Raw genomic sequence first — 15,253 nt, 5'->3', positions numbered from 1 at the left:
TAATGTGACGGCGGTCGTTGTCCTGTCAGGGTTTTGTTTCCGGAAACCACGGACAGTGACCGGGCGCCGGTGGAGGACATACCGGTTCCGGATTCCTCGGCAGGGCGTCGGCATTCCGCCGGTGGGGTTAAGCGCGGCCTCGTGAGACGTCCCGCACCCCAGATCTCTGCCAGTAAAGAGCTCTTGCGGTGTTCAAGGAGGACGTCCATGACGAGCATCAACGAGCAGCCGATTCCTGCTGCCCGCCCGGTCATCGGTGAAGAAGAGATCGAGGCAGCCGTACGCGTTCTGCGCAGCGGACGCGTCGTACAGGGGCCGGAAGTGGCGGCGTTCGAGGAGGGCTTCTCGGAGCTGGTCGACGGCCGTCACTGCGTCGCCGTCAACTCGGGGACCTCCGCGCTGCACCTCCTGCTGCTCGCTCTGGGCATCGGCCCTGGCGACGAAGTGATCGTGCCTTCGTTCTCCTTCGCCGCGTCCGCCAACGCCGTCCGCCTCGTGGGCGCCGACGTCGTCTTCGCCGACATCGAGCCCGGCAGCTTCGGCCTGGACCCGGCAGCCGTCGAGGCGGCGATCACGCCGCGCACCGCCGCGATCATGCCGGTGCACCTCTACGGTCACCCGGCGGCCATGGACAAGCTCATGCCCATCGCCGAGAAGCACAAACTCGCCGTCGTCGAGGACGCCTGCCAGGCGCACGCCGCCGCGCTGAACGGAACCCCGGTGGGTGCCTTCGGAGCCGGCGGAACGTTCAGCTTCTACCCGACCAAGAACATGCACTCCCTCGAGGGCGGCATGGTCACCACGGCCGACGCCGAGCTCGCCCGCACCCTGCGCCTCCTGCGCAACCAGGGCATGGAGCAGCGGTACGCCAACGAGATCGTCGGCGCCAACATGCGCATGACGGACGTGGCCGCCGCGGTCGGCCGCGTACAGCTGACGAAGGTCGGCGGCTGGACCGAGCAGCGCCGCGCCAACGCCGCGTACCTCGACGCGCACATCACCACCCCGGCCGTGATCACCCCGCCGGTCGCCGAGGGCGCGCGCCACGTCTACCACCAGTACACGATCCGGGTCCGGGGTGACCGCGACGCCGCGATGGCCGCGCTCACCGAGGCGGGCGTCGGCAACGCCGTCTACTACCCGACGCCGATCCACCGGCTCAAGCCCTACTGGGAGCCGGACCAGAAGGCCGGCCGCACCTGGGACCTGCCGGAGACCGAGCGCGCCGCCGCCGAGGTCGTCTCGCTCCCCGTGCACCCGTCGCTCAGCGAGGGTGAACTGGAGCGGATCGCGAACGCAGTGAATGCCATGGGAGCGAACCTGTGACCACCGCCGTACTCAAGGCCGGACTGATCGGCCTGGGATCCATGGGGCGTCATCACGCCCGCGTACTCGCCGGACTCGACGGCGTGAAGCTGGTCGGCGTCGTCGACCCGATGGGGGACAAGAACGGCTGGGCGCAGGGCGCTCCCGTCCTGTCCACGGTCGAGGAGCTCATCGCCCTCGGCATCGACTACGCCGTCGTGGCGTGCCCTACCGGCCTGCACGAGGAAGTCGGCCTGCAGCTGGCCGACGCCGGTGTCTGCGCCCTGATCGAGAAGCCGCTCGCGGACACCGTCGAGGGCGCCCGCCGCCTCGTGGAAGCCTTCGAGTCGCGTGACCTGGTGGCCGGTGTCGGTCACATCGAGCGCTGCAACCCGGCGCTGCTCTCGCTGCGCAGCCGGCTGGCGGCGGGCGAGCTCGGCGACGTGTACCAGGTCGTCACCCGCCGCCAGGGCCCGTTCCCGCACCGCATCGCCGATGTCGGCGTCGTCAAGGACCTGGCCACGCACGACATCGACCTGACGGGCTGGGTGACCGGTCAGACGTACACGTCGATCGCCGCCCACACCGTGTCGAAGTCCGGCCGCCCGCATGAGGACATGGTCTCCGCCGTCGGCCAGCTCTCGGACGGCACGATGGTGAACCACCTGGTCAACTGGCTGAGCCCGCTCAAGGAGCGGTTCACCTCGGTCACCGGCGAGCGCGGCTGCTACATCGCCGACACCCTCACCGCCGACCTGACGTTCCACTCCAACGCCTCGGTGACCACCGAGTGGGAGGCGCTCCGCGCGTTCCGCGGTGTCTCCGAGGGCGACATGATCCGTTACGCCATCCCGAAGCGCGAGCCGCTGCTCGTCGAGCACGAGCTCTTCAGGGACGCTGTGCGGGGAGAGCCGGCCGACATCTGCACCCTGCGGCAGGGGCTCCGTACGGTCGAGGTGGCAGCTTCGGTGCTGGAGTCGGCCAGGAGTGGCCGGACGCTGGTCTTTGAGACAGGAGAGCCCGCTAACCATGGCGGTTGAGAGTTTGGTGGCGGAGCTGCAGCGCAGCTCCCGAGGCAAGATTGTCATGCTCGTCGACAACGGCGTGAACGGCGATTCCCGCGTCCAGAAGGAAGCACGTTCCATGGCTGCGGCCGGCTGGGACGTGGTCCTGCTGGGGAAGTCGCCGACGAAGAAGGACCAGCGCTGGCAGCTCGGTGACGCCGAAGTGCGGCTGCTGCACGTTCCGACCCCCCTGCACCGCAGGCGGCACGAGTACCGGCGGGCCGTGCTGCGCTCGCCGCTCGCGTACAGGCCGGGACCGCTCGCCGCCTACCGCAAGCAGCGGATGAAGGCGTGGCGGACCGAGCTGAACATTCAACTCATCCAGGCAGGTCGCGAGGGCTCGGCGCTCAGCAAGCTGAAGCTGCTGCCTCCGCGGGTCGTCTCCAAGTCCTTGAACAAGTGGGTGAAGCTGCGTGTGAAGCAGACGGATGCCCTTGAGCAGCGCCGCAAGGACATGAAGTCCCCGCTCGACCGCTTCACCACGGCGTTCTGGCTGCGCACGATGGGTGACCGGTCCTGGCGTCGGCTCGACCCGGCGCTGTGGGACATGGAGCTGGCCTACGGCAAGGTCATCGACTCCCTCAAGCCCGACCTGATCCACGCCAACGACTTCCGCATGCTCGGCGTGGGCGCCCGCGCCAAACTGCGCTCGGAGGCCAAGGGCCGTCCCGTCAAGCTGGTCTGGGACGCCCACGAGTTCCTGCCGGGCATCAAGCCGTGGAACTCCCATCCGCGCTGGCATATCGCGCAGTGTGCCTACGAGCGGGAGTTCTCCCGGTACGCCGATTCCGTTACGACGGTCTCCGAAACGCTCGCCGACATGCTGGCCGAGCAGCACGGTCTCAAGGCCAAGCCCGAGGTGGTGCTGAATGCGCCCGACGCGGAGATCTCGCCCGAGCAGGCATCCGAGCCCGTACCGGACCTGCGCGAACTGTGCGGCATCGGCCCCGACGCACCGCTTGCCGTGTACAGCGGTGCTGCGGCCACGCAGCGTGGCCTCGACATCATGGTCGAGTCGCTGCCCCAGCTGCCTGACATGCATGTCGCGTTCGTGGTGCTGAAGCCCGCGTCGGAGTACATGAACAGGCTGACGGCGCGGGCAGCAGAGCTGGGAGTGGCGGACCGGCTGCACATCCTGCCGTACGTTCCGCATTACCAGGTCGTTCCGTTCCTGGCCTCGGCGGATGTGGGAGTCATCCCGATCCACCACTGGCCGAACCACGAGATCGCCCTGATCACGAAGTTCTTCGAGTACTCGCACGCCCGACTGCCGCTCGTCGTCAGTGACGTCAAGACGATGGGTGAAATGGTTGCCCGCACCGGGCAGGGCGAGGTCTTCACGGCCGAGGACATTTCGGATTACGTCAGAGCCGTCAAGTCCGTGCTGGCAGACCCGGCGAAGTACCGCAACGTCTACGACTCCGCCGGTCTGCTCGAAGAGTGGACCTGGGAGGCGCAGGCCGAGGTGCTCGACGGGGTGTACGCCCGCCTGCTCGGTGGCTCGCGCAGCAAGTCCGCCAAGTCGGTTCCGCAGGTGGTGGCATGACCGTCGTACCTGACGTCACTGTCGTCGTCGCTGTCTACAACACGATGCCCTACCTGACGGAGTGCCTGAACTCCCTGGTCGGGCAGAGTATCGGCCTCGATCGCCTTGAGGTGGTCGCGGTCGACGACGGTTCGACGGACGAGAGCAGCGCTGAACTCGACCGGTTCGCCGAGAAGTATCCGGGCACGGTCAAGGTCATTCACCAGGCCAACTCGGGAGGGCCCGCAGCCCCCAGCAACCGGGCTCTGGACGTGGCCACGGGCCGGTTCGTGTATTTCATAGGCTCTGACGACTACCTGGGCGCAGAAGCCCTGGAACGGATGGTGTCCTACGCGGACGAGCACGGCTCGGACGTGGTGATCGGCAAAATGGTCGGTACCAACGGCCGTTACGTCCAGCAGAAGCTGTACGCGAAGAACGATCCCGACATCAGCCTGTACGACTCGAATCTGCCCTTCGCGCTGGCGAATACCAAGCTGTTCCGGCGTGAACTGGTTGAAAAGCACCATCTGCGCTTTCCGGAGGATCTGCCGGTCGGCAGCGACCAGCCCTTCACCATCGAGGCGTGTGTCAGAGCCAGGAAGATCTCCGTCCTCTCCGACTACACCTTCTACTACGCGGTGAAGCGCGGTGACGCCAGCAACATCACCTACCGGGCCAATCACCTGGCCCGGCTCCGCTGCACGACCTCGATCATGAAGCACGTCGCCTCTCTCATCGAGGCCGGTCCGCAGCGGGACGCCCTGTTCAAGCGGCATTTCACCTGGGAGATCGCCAAGCTCGTCCAGGGCGATTTTCCGGCCTTGGAGCCGGCCGTCCGCCGCGAAGTGTGTGCAGGTATCGCGGCGCTCGCCGACGAATACCTCAGCGACGCCCTGCGGGACGCCCTGGACGTCAAGCGCCGGGTACGGATCTGTCTGGCGCAGGCGGGTGCTGTCGACGAACTGATCCAGGCGATCACAGAGGAGGCGGAGCACGGTGCGCCGCCGTTCCATCTGGAGGGTGGGCGGGCCTTCGCCCGCTACCCGGGCTTCCGTGACGAGGCGCTGGGTCTCTCCGATCGTTGCTACGAGCTGGTCGGCGAGGCAGTACCCGGGCGGTTGTCGAAGGGTACGGAACTGGTCGTCGCACAGTGGGACCAGACCGGCGAGGACCTGCGTCTGGACGTGACGGTGCGGATCGGTGTCACAGGTGACAACGGCTCCGCCGCCGTGCGTCTCGTGACGGGTGCCATGCCCAAGAGCGCGGACAAACCCGGGGCGCGCCGACTGCCTCCGGGGCACAGACTTCCCGCGATCGAGGGTCGGTTCACTCGCTGCGTCACGGAGGACGGGCAGGCGACCGCGCTGCGGGGCCTCATCCCGATCCAGTCCGTCAAGTCGAAGCGAGGCGTCCGCGTCTACGTCGACGTGGCAGGCTCGACGTATGAGATTCCCGTACGGACCGACGGGCTGCCGATGCCGCTGGCACGCCGGTGGGGGAGGGCGAACCCGTACCGCGTCGCGGCAAGCCCGAACACCAAGGGCCGGCTCGTGATCACCACGGCTCCGTTGTGGGAGAGCGAATCCGGCAAGGGTCCGCGGCTGCGCCGCATGCTGTCCAGGCTGAAGAGGAAGTAACCCGATGAACATCTGTGTAGTCGCGCTCGGCAAGATCGGTCTTCCGCTCGCCGTGCAGTTCGCCGCCAAGGGCCACAAGGTCATCGGCGCGGATGTCAACGAGAAGGTCGTCGAGCTGGTCAACGCGGCCACCGAACCGTTCCCCGGCGAGCACGACCTCGACGCCAAGCTCAAGGAGACGGTGGCGGCGGGCCTGCTGTCCGCGACGACGGACACGACGGCCGCGGTCGCCGCCTCCGACGCCGTCGTGGTCGTCGTCCCGCTCTTCGTGGACGCCGAGGGCATCCCCGACTTCGGCTGGATGGACTCGGCGACGAAGGCCATCGCGGCTGGCCTGAAGCCCGGCACCCTCGTCTCGTACGAGACCACCCTGCCGGTCGGCACGACCCGTACCCGCTGGGCGCCGATGCTCGCCGAGGGCTCCGGCCTCACCCCGGGCGAGGACTTCCACGTCGTCTTCTCCCCGGAGCGCGTGCTCACGGGCCGCGTCTTCGCGGACCTGCGCCGGTACCCGAAGCTCGTGGGCGGCATCGACGAGGCGTCGTCGCAGCGCGGCGTCGAGTTCTACGAGGCCGTCCTCGACTTCGACGACCGCGAGGACCTGCCGCGGCCGAACGGCGTGTGGGACCTCGGCACGGCGGAGGCATCGGAGCTCGCCAAGCTCGCCGAGACGACCTACCGCGACGTCAACATCGGTCTGGCCAACCAGTTCGCCCGGTTCGCCGACAAGAACGACATCGACGTCAAGAAGGTCATCGAGGCCTGCAACAGCCAGCCGTACAGCCACATCCACCAGCCCGGCATCGCCGTCGGCGGCCACTGCATCCCGATCTACCCGCGGATGTACTTGTGGAACGACCCGGAGGCGACCGTCGTGCGCTCGGCCCGTGAGGCCAACGCCGCGATGCCCGAGTACGCCGTGGACCTGCTGGCCGCCGCCTACGGTGACCTGGACGGCGCCGGCGTGCTGGTACTCGGCGCCGCCTACCGCGGCGGCGTCAAGGAGACGGCTTTCTCCGGCGTCTTCGGCGTCGTCGAGGCACTGAAGGCGCGCGGCGCGATGCCCTTCGTCTCGGACCCGATGTACACGCCCGAGGAACTGACCGCGCACGGACTCGTCCCGCACGAGGGCCAGGCCGTCACGGCGGCGATTCTCCAGGCCGACCACGCCGAGTACCGTGAGCTCTCCGCAGCCGACATGCCGGACGTCCGCGTACTCGTCGACGGGCGCCGTACGACGGACCCGGCCAACTGGGAGGGCGTCCGCCGAGTCGTCATCGGCGGCTGACCGGGCGCGGGTCCGGGCTGACTTCGGCGTCCTCCCGATCCACCAGGAGCACCCGATGGGCTCTTGACCGTACGGAAGTCCGAACTCTGCGCCCCGGCAGTCCGACTGGCTGCCGGGGCGCGGTGTGTCCAGCAGAATGCACGGCGAGGGCTCGCGTCACGCGCTGGGCACATGGGTCTGGCCGGTAGTCATCCACAGGTTCGACGAGCTGGTCCGCGGCGACCCGCCAGGCCTGACGGGCGTCAGCGGACCATGCGGTCCAGCAGGTTCTTCGTCGCCGTGCGGATCCGCTTGTCGACCTTGCCCTCGACATGGAGGGCGAGCGGCCACTGGAAGGTGCCGGCGACGAAGACCATCGTGCCGCGGCCGTCCACGCACACGCTCGTGTTCTGCATCCGCGCTCCGCGGCCCAACCGGTCCTGGTAAGGCGAGGCCGACAGGAGAGTCTGCTCGACACCCGCGGGCTGGGGAAAGCCGGCCTGGTAGCCGTCGGCCTCGATGGACACCATGCCCGGGATCGCATCTCCGTCGCGCAGACCTGTCCCCTCCCACAACCAGTGGTCGGCGTTGTCGACCACGAGGGGGACGGGCGGCGCGAGGATGCCGCTGAACTGCACGCCGAGCAGGCCCTGCTCGGCGCGGCTGCCGTCGGCCGTCAGCATCCGCCACTTGTCGGTCCGCTCCTCCCTCTCCGCATTCCGCTCCGCCCTCTCCGCCCTCTCCACATACGCTTCGGAGTCCTGCTTGTAGCAGGCGATGACGCGATGGGCCCGCCCGGCGGCGGAGTCCTCCAGCCGGATGCGGAAGTAGACGTTGTTCGCGGCGAGGAAGGCGAGATGGGTGCCGTGCGCGACGGCCTTCGAGGCCGTGTCGCGCATGGCCTGCGACCAGTACTCGTCGTGGCCCGGGAAGACGATCGCGCGGTGCCGGGCGGGATCGATCCGCCCGTCGTGCAGGTCCGTGCTGGAGGCGTAGGTCACGTCGTAACCCTCCGCCTCCGCCCAGCGGATGAAGGCGGTGTCGAGGTCGAACCAGCGGGGGAGACCGAACTGGGCGTAGGGGCGGTCGAACGACACGTTCACGGCGCGCTCGGTGAATCCGCCGACCTCGCCGTTCGGCAGAAAGCCGCGGTAGAGGTTCTTGCCGGTCCGCCCGTCCTCCGGCCACAGGTTGTATGCCTGGTAGGTCGTGAAGGGCAGCACGACCAGGATGTCCGACCGGCGCTCGGGCTCGCGGACCACGAACGGTGTGTAGCTGCGGTATCCGTCGACGGTGGTGAAGACGGCGAGATACGCGCCGGATATCCAGCTCCCGGGTATCTCAAGCGTCCACGAGACCGGCCAGCCGCAACTGATCATCCCATTGCGGGAGTCCGACGTGGGGACTGGCTGGGGGGTGCCGCTCAGCCGGGGGCTCGTCGCAAGGCGCCTGGCGCCCTTGCCCGCATAGTGGCCGAGCCGGTAGACGGCGACGGTGAAGTCATGTGCCGGCCGTACCGACACATGGAAGTCCACCGACTCGCCCGGACTCACCGAGCTGACCGAGGCGTAGCCCTGGACACGCGGGTCGAGATCGGTCGCCTTGCGCGTGTGCTGACGACCCAGTTCCCAGCTGCGCGAGCCGGAAAGGCCGTTCTCGCGTACGACGGGGTTTTCTCCTGAGAGGGCGTCGTGCGGGACGGCGGACGCCTGGGCCGGGATCAGTTTGTCGCGTAGGCCGTAGCCTGCTGCGGCTGCGGTCCCCAGACCGAGGGCGCCTATCGCGGTACGGCGGGACACACGAGACATGGACTGTTCCTCCGGCTGTTCTTCAGGGCGCCGCCTCGATCATCGGGGATCGAGTGGCAGGGCGGGACACCGCACCACCGGCCCGACGCATCATATAAATAGGTCGACTTGGCGTGCGCGGACCGCTGGTGTCCGTCCTGAGGGAGCCGGCTGACCGGTTGGCTCAGCCGCCGCTCAGGGTCGAATCGCGCTGCTCGCTCTGCCGGCTCTGCCGCAGTCTGCGCGTACTGCTCCCGCCTGGACCCAGCCGACGGATTGCACGCTCCGCCGGGCGCTCGACGTACACGTAGAGGATGCCGGCGAGCACCTGGCTGGTGACGAGGATGACCAGCCACGTAGCGGCGATCGCGGGAAGGGAGTCCGGATCCGGGCGTCCCGCCGTGCCCAGCACGATCCGGATCACGATCTCGTGCACCAGGTACCAGGCGAACGACCAGTGCCCCAGCCGGACCATCCAGGGGCCGCTCAGCGTTGTCCGCAGGTTGTGGACGTCGGCGTGGGCCGCCGAGGCCACGAGGAGGGCGAAGACGGGCCCGGCCAGCAGCTGGGACGCGCTGTAGGCGCCGTACCACTCGCGGTCGGACACCGCGTCGGACCAGGGGATCAGCGCAAGGTGCCAGCCGAGCACCAGGAGCGCGGCGACCGGCAGCGACACGGGCGGACGCCACCCCCTCTTGACCGCGAGACCGGCGACGATACCGAGGATGAACTGCAGGATCCGGGTTGCCGGAAGGTAGTCCAGGGTCAGGCTGCGCGTCGTGGGGTCGGCGATCTGCGAGGCGAGGACCCACACCGCCAGCGTCGCCGCGAACACACCGCACGCGACAGCGAGCCAGGTGCGCGGCGTGCGGCCTGCGAGCATGGCGAGCAGGAGCGGGAAGCAGACGTAGAAGAACGCCTCGTCGCTCAGCGACCAGCCTGCGGGGTTGCCGCCCTTGGCGATGACGGGGTCGAGCACCCAGGCGTGCAGGAGCGTGAACGACACGGCGACGGCCTTCTTCGACACCGGATTGCCGAACACGAGCCAGACGACGACGGACAGCGCCGTCGTCAGCGCGAACAGCGGCCAGATGCGGGCGAATCGACGCCAGAGAAAGACCCGGACCGGCACGCGGTTGCCGTCGTAGGTCCATGCGAGGACGAATCCGGAGAGCACGAAGAAGAAGGTCACGCCGGAGCGCCCGTACCACACGGTCTGGCTGATCCCGGGTATCTCGCCGACCCCGCGGGAGAGGTGGTAGAGCACCACGACGAGGGCGGCCCAAAAGCGCAACCCGGTCAGGGAGGGAAGTCGGTCGCGGCTCGGAGAAGCCGAGGGAACCGTCGCGCTCCCCAATATCCGGTTGTACACCATGCCGCCTTCCAGGCTCAGGGTCGCAGATGAAGATACGGCCAACGCTCTTGAGGGCGAAAGCGTGCTGGTACTTGTGCGGGCGGGGTCTGCGGGCCGTCAGTCACGCTTCGTGAGGACGCCGTCCTTCTCGTCGTACACCTCGCCTGTCCGCGGGCACTCCCATGCGCCCGCCTCACCCGCGCGCTCTGCCAGACGGACGCCCGAGCGGCCCACCCAGCCCGCCTGGCGCGCTGGTACGCCCATGACCAGGGCGAAGTCCGGGACGTCCTTGGTGACCACCGAGCCGGCCGCGACCATCGCCCAGCGGCCGATCGTGAGCGGGGCCACGCACACCGCGCGGGCTCCGATGGAGGCTCCCTCGGCGATCCTTACGCCGACAGCCTCCCAGTCGCCGCCGCGCTTCTGGTGTCCTTCCGGATCCACCGAGCGCGGGTTGTGGTCATTGGTGAGCACCACGGCCGGCCCGATGAAGACACCGTCACCGAGCTCGGCCGGCTCGTAGACGAGGGCGTAGTTCTGGATCTTGACGTTGTCGCCGATCTGGACACCGGTGCCGACATACGCACCGCGGCCGACCACGCAGCCCGCACCGAGCCGGGCATCTTCACGGATCTGCGCGAGCTCCCAGACGCTGCTGCCGTCACCGATCTCGGCGGTCGCGTCGACCTGGGCGGTGGGCTGGACTCGGTAGTTCACGTGTGGCGCCTTCCGGAGAGCGGATTTGCCCGGAGAGCATACGATCTCCGGGCCCGGCGCAGAGGGCGGGGGCGCGGGGCGGGTCTCACGGCCAGGCCGTCGCTGTCGGTCAGCCGTCAGGGTTGGGCGGCCTGATGGAGGGGGCCGGACCGCCGCTGGTCCGCCGCGGACGGTCATTCGCCTCGGTGCGCCACGGGTTCCCTGCCCGGGGCTGCCAGGTCTCGGTACAGGCGAGGCCCCGACAGGCACCGCGGGCCCGGTTTGACCCCCCGCACCCCGCCCCGTAACCTTGACCCTCGGCGTGTTTCTGTGCGCCTACCCCTGAGCACATCCCTCCCGGCCACGGCGTTCGCGCCGTAAGCCATGGAGAGGCCGCTCATCCTTCCGGATCGTCGCGGGCTTCGGCCTGCGCGAGCGGCTGGCATCAGGGGATCCGTTCCGAGCGAAAGAGAGATCCGCGTGTACGCCATCGTGCGCAGCGGTGGTCGCCAGCACAAGGTAGCTGTCGGCGACATCGTTGAGGTTGACAAGATTTCCACCGGCAAGGTCGGCGACACCGTAGAGCTCTCTACGCTGCTCGTGGTCGACGGCGACGCCGTCACCAGCGACCCGTGGGTGCTTGCCGGGATCAAGGTTCAGGCCGAGATCGTGGACCACCACAAGGGCGCGAAGATCGACATCCTTCGCTACAAGAACAAGACCGGCTACCGCCGTCGCCAGGGTCACCGTCAGCAGTACACGGCGATCAAGGTCACCGGTATCCCCGCGGCTGCGAAGTAAGGGACTGAGGAGACATGGCACATAAGAAGGGCGCATCGTCCACTCGGAACGGGCGCGATTCCAATGCTCAGCGGCTCGGCGTGAAGCGCTTCGGCGGTCAGGCCGTCAACGCCGGTGAGATCCTGGTCCGCCAGCGCGGTACCCACTTCCACCCGGGCACGGGCGTCGGCCGTGGCGGCGACGACACGCTGTTCGCGCTGACCGCCGGTGCGGTGGAGTTCGGTACGCACCGTGGCCGCAAGGTCGTGAACATCGTTCCGCTCGCCGTCTGATTCAGGCGTAAGCAGAACGACACAGCACCTTCCGAGGGCGGATCTCAGCTTTCCCGGTAATCGGGGAAGCGGGTCCGCCCTCGGCGTGTTACGTAGAGAGACATTCCCGTATTTACCTGGAGGCACCAACCATGACCACCTTCGTGGACCGCGTCGAGCTGCATGCCGCCGCGGGTAACGGGGGCCACGGCTGCGCCTCCGTCCACCGTGAGAAGTTCAAGCCGCTGGGAGGCCCCGACGGGGGCAACGGCGGCCGTGGCGGCGACGTGATCCTGGTCGTCGAGCAGGCCGTGACCACGCTGCTGGACTATCACCACAGCCCCCACCGCAAGGCCACGAACGGCCAGCCCGGTGCGGGTGACAACCGTTCCGGCAAGGACGGTCAGGACCTCGTGCTGCCGGTGCCCGACGGCACGGTCGTCCTCGACACGGACGGCAACGTGCTGGCCGACCTGATCGGCCAGGGGACCACCTTCATCGCGGGCCAGGGCGGCCGTGGCGGCCTCGGCAACGCCGCGCTGGCCTCCGCCCGCCGCAAGGCCCCCGGCTTCGCCCTGCTGGGCGAGGCGGGCGTGAGCCGGGACATCGTCCTGGAGCTCAAGACCGTCGCGGACGTCGCGCTCGTGGGCTACCCGAGCGCCGGCAAGTCCTCGCTGATCTCGGTGCTTTCGGCCGCCAAGCCGAAGATCGCGGACTACCCGTTCACGACCCTCGTGCCGAACCTGGGCGTCGTCACCGCCGGATCGACCGTCTACACCATCGCCGATGTGCCGGGGCTCATTCCGGGTGCCAGCCAGGGCAAGGGGCTCGGGCTCGAGTTCCTGCGCCACGTCGAGCGCTGCTCGGTGCTCGTGCACGTCCTGGACACGGCGACGCTGGAGTCCGACCGCGACCCGCTGTCCGACCTCGACATGATCGAGGAGGAGCTCCGGCTGTACGGCGGCCTGGAGGACCGGCCGCGCATCGTCGCCCTCAACAAGGTCGACATCCCGGACGGCCAGGACCTCGCCGACATGATCCGCCCGGACCTGGAAGCCCGCGGGTACCGCGTCTTCGAGGTCTCGGCCATCGCGCACAAGGGCCTGAACGAGCTCTCGTACGCCCTCGCCGGGATCATCGCCGAGGCGCGCGCCACCAAGCCGGCCGAGGAGTCGACCCGCGTGGTCATCCGCCCGAAGGCCGTCGACGACGCCGGTTTCACCGTCAAGCTCGACGACGAGGGCATCTACCGGGTGCGCGGCGAGAAGCCCGAGCGCTGGATCCAGCAGACCGACTTCAACAACGACGAGGCCGTCGGCTACCTCGCCGACCGGCTCAACCGCCTCGGCGTCGAGGACGCGCTGCGGAAGGCGGGCGCCCACGCGGGCGACGCCGTGGCCATCGGCTCCGCGGAGAACGCGGTCGTCTTCGACTGGGAGCCGACCATGATGGCCGGCGCCGAGATGCTGGGCCGTCGTGGCGAGGACCACCGGCTGGAGGCGCCGCGGCCCGCCGCGCAGCGCCGCAAGGACCGTGAGGGCGAGCGCGACGACCCGCAGCGCGAGTACGACGAGTTCGACCCCTTCTAAGCACTGCTTCCGATCTGAGCACTGCTTCCGAGCACCACGCGCAGAAGGATTCTCCGAGTGCGCGAGGCCCGTCGCGGCACCGTCGAAAGCGGTGTACGGCGGGCCTCGCGCGCACCGTGCCGCCCCCGAAATCCCCGTGTCGGAACGGCCACTCACCGTCACGCTCGGCACAATTGCCTGGTGGTGGCCGGTGTTGGTCGCCCCAGGCGTGCGGATTGGGTAACACGTCTGTGGAGTCGGTCACTCCGCGCAAGGCCCCACGGGAGCCCAACCTCCCTGGCCAGGCGGTGAACTGCGGGTTTCCGGGGGGCATGCACCGACCGACGTCCGCCTTGCGAGACGGTCACGGAGAGTGCGACCATCACACTGTTCCCTCGTCATCGCAAGGTAGGTCGTCTGTGTCTGTGTCGCACCACGCCAAGCCCCGGACCACAGCAGTCGTGCTCGCCGGTGGTACCGGTCAGCGCGTCGGGCTGTCGATCCCCAAGCAGCTGCTGAAGATCGCCGGCAAGGCAGTCATCGAGCACACGCTGACCATCTTCCAGAACGCCGAGGGCATCGACGATGTGATCGTGCTGATGGCGCCCGGCTTCGTGCCCGACGTCGAGAAGATCGTCGCCAAGGCCGGGCTGACCAAGGTCATCAAGGTCATCGAGGGTGGCAGCACCCGTAACGAGACCACCGAGCGCGCCATCGCGGCCCTCGGTGAGGGCCTCGCCGAGGGCGAGGACCGCAACGTCCTCTTCCATGACGCGGTCCGCCCCCTGCTGTCACAGCGCGTCATCAAGGACTGCGTCGACGCCCTCGACCGCTACCAGGCCGTCGACGTCGCCATCCCGTCCGCGGACACGATCATCGTGACCCGCACCCACGGGGAGGACGGCGAGTTCATCACCGACGTCCCGGACCGGTCCCGGCTGCGCCGCGGTCAGACTCCGCAGGCGTTCAAGCTGTCGACGATCCGCAAGGCGTACAAGATCGCGGCGGGCGACCCCAACTTCCAGGCCACCGACGACTGTTCGGTGGTCCTGCGGTACCTCCCCGACGTGCCGATCTACGTGGTCGCGGGCGACGAGTACAACATGAAGGTGACCCAGCCGGTCGACGTCTTCATCACCGACAAGCTCTTCCAGCTGGCCTCCACCGCCGCCCCCCGCCAGGCCGACGAGGCCGCCTACCGCGAGCTGCTCTCCGGTAAGACGCTGGTGGTCTTCGGCGGTTCGTACGGCATCGGCGCCGACATCGCCACGCTGGCCGAGCAGTACGGCGCGAGTGTCTACGCGCTGGGCCGCTCCACCACCGGTACGCACGTCGAGAACCCCGAGCACGTCGACGACGCGCTGTCCAAGGCGTACGCGGAGACCGGGCGCATCGACTACGTCATCAACACCGCGGGCGTGCTGCGCATCGGCAAGCTGGCGGAGACGGACAACACGACGATCCAGGAAGCGCTGAACGTCAACTACCTGGCGCCGGTCCAGATCGCCCGTGCCTCGTACAAGTACCTGGCGGAGACCAAGGGTCAGCTGCTGCTCTACACCTCCAGCAGCTACACGCGCGGTCGCGCCGAGTACAGCCTGTACTCCTCCACCAAGGCCGCCATGGTGAACCTCACCCAGGCGCTCGCCGACGAGTGGGCGGGCGAAGGCATCCGCGTGAACTGCGTCAACCCGGAGCGCACGGCGACCCCGATGCGTACCAAGGCGTTCGGCCAGGAGCCCGAGGGCTCGCTGCTCTCCTCCGAGGCCGTGGCCCGCACGTCCCTGGACGTGCTGCTGTCCGCGATGACCGGTCACGTCATCGACGTCCGGCAGCAGGATCCGACCAGCGACGTCTCCGAATCCTCCGGCTTCGAGCAGGCCCTGGCGTCCGTGCTTGACCGCCAGGAAGATGTGTAATAATTCTCGGCAAATGTTCTTTTTCGGGCCTTTGTGATCGCATTCCGCGAACACAAAGGCCCGAATGCGTGAAGCC

Annotated in this window: 12 protein-coding genes; 9 read left to right on the top strand and 3 right to left on the bottom strand. The window is 68.5% G+C overall.

Going from position 1 to position 15,253, the window contains the following annotated elements; genetic code table 11:
* Positions 1 to 207 precede the first annotated feature (207 nt).
* Genes OG230_RS11835 through OG230_RS11815 form a run of 5 tightly spaced genes read left to right on the top strand, consistent with a single transcriptional unit; the run spans position 208 to position 6,822 of the window.
* Entirely contained in the window at positions 208 to 1,326 is a 1,119-nt protein-coding gene (locus OG230_RS11835; RefSeq protein ID WP_328910136.1) for a DegT/DnrJ/EryC1/StrS family aminotransferase, read from the top strand.
* Positions 1,323 to 2,345 (top strand): Gfo/Idh/MocA family protein, encoded by a 1,023-nt coding sequence (locus tag OG230_RS11830; protein ID WP_328910135.1) that lies wholly within the window; start codon positions 1,323 to 1,325, stop codon positions 2,343 to 2,345. Before OG230_RS11835 ends, OG230_RS11830 begins: the two co-directional genes overlap by 4 nt.
* Positions 2,335 to 3,915: a glycosyltransferase family 4 protein gene (locus tag OG230_RS11825; protein WP_328910134.1), complete on the top strand. Its 1,581-nt coding sequence runs from the start codon at positions 2,335 to 2,337 to the stop codon at positions 3,913 to 3,915. Before OG230_RS11830 ends, OG230_RS11825 begins: the two co-directional genes overlap by 11 nt.
* On the top strand, positions 3,912 to 5,534 hold the full coding sequence (locus OG230_RS11820; RefSeq protein WP_328910133.1) for a glycosyltransferase family 2 protein: 1,623 nt from the start codon (positions 3,912 to 3,914) through the stop codon (positions 5,532 to 5,534). Before OG230_RS11825 ends, OG230_RS11820 begins: the two co-directional genes overlap by 4 nt.
* A 4-nt stretch (positions 5,535 to 5,538) precedes the next feature.
* A complete protein-coding gene (locus OG230_RS11815) occupies positions 5,539 to 6,822 on the top strand; it encodes a nucleotide sugar dehydrogenase (RefSeq protein WP_328910132.1) in 1,284 nt (427 codons plus the stop codon).
* Between the two features lie 242 nt (positions 6,823 to 7,064).
* Here OG230_RS11815 and OG230_RS11810 read toward each other — a convergent pair whose 3' ends face one another.
* From OG230_RS11810 to OG230_RS11800, 3 genes are all read right to left on the bottom strand, one after another.
* On the bottom strand, positions 7,065 to 8,609 hold the full coding sequence (locus OG230_RS11810; protein WP_328910131.1) for a N,N-dimethylformamidase beta subunit family domain-containing protein: 1,545 nt from the start codon (positions 8,607 to 8,609) through the stop codon (positions 7,065 to 7,067).
* Positions 8,610 to 8,772: 163 nt separating this feature from the next.
* Positions 8,773 to 9,882, bottom strand: a complete 1,110-nt coding sequence (locus tag OG230_RS11805; RefSeq protein WP_328910130.1) for an acyltransferase family protein — start codon at positions 9,880 to 9,882, stop codon at positions 8,773 to 8,775.
* 177 nt (positions 9,883 to 10,059) lie between these two features.
* Positions 10,060 to 10,659, bottom strand: a complete 600-nt coding sequence (locus OG230_RS11800; protein ID WP_328910129.1) for an acyltransferase — start codon at positions 10,657 to 10,659, stop codon at positions 10,060 to 10,062.
* 459 nt (positions 10,660 to 11,118) lie between these two features.
* On the opposite strand from OG230_RS11800, the gene rplU reads away from it, so the two are divergent.
* The 4 genes from rplU (at position 11,119) to OG230_RS11780 (ending at position 15,177) form a co-directional block, all read left to right on the top strand.
* On the top strand, positions 11,119 to 11,439 hold the full coding sequence (gene rplU, locus OG230_RS11795) for a 50S ribosomal protein L21 (protein WP_254383036.1): 321 nt from the start codon (positions 11,119 to 11,121) through the stop codon (positions 11,437 to 11,439).
* 14 nt (positions 11,440 to 11,453) lie between these two features.
* Positions 11,454 to 11,711 (top strand): 50S ribosomal protein L27, encoded by a 258-nt coding sequence (rpmA, locus tag OG230_RS11790; protein WP_015608479.1) that lies wholly within the window; start codon positions 11,454 to 11,456, stop codon positions 11,709 to 11,711.
* A 131-nt stretch (positions 11,712 to 11,842) separates the two neighbouring features.
* Positions 11,843 to 13,279 (top strand): GTPase ObgE, encoded by a 1,437-nt coding sequence (obgE, locus tag OG230_RS11785; RefSeq protein WP_328910128.1) that lies wholly within the window; start codon positions 11,843 to 11,845, stop codon positions 13,277 to 13,279.
* Positions 13,280 to 13,677: 398 nt separating this feature from the next.
* Positions 13,678 to 15,177, top strand: a complete 1,500-nt coding sequence (locus tag OG230_RS11780) for a bifunctional cytidylyltransferase/SDR family oxidoreductase (RefSeq protein ID WP_328910127.1) — start codon at positions 13,678 to 13,680, stop codon at positions 15,175 to 15,177.
* The last annotated feature ends 76 nt before the right edge of the window (positions 15,178 to 15,253 follow it).

Origin of the sequence: Streptomyces sp. NBC_00234, from assembly GCF_036195325.1 — a bacterium.
In the GTDB taxonomy this organism is placed as follows: domain Bacteria; phylum Actinomycetota; class Actinomycetes; order Streptomycetales; family Streptomycetaceae; genus Streptomyces.
The sequence above is the reverse complement of the archived record's forward strand: the minus strand, read 5'-3'. Positions and strand labels throughout refer to the sequence as shown.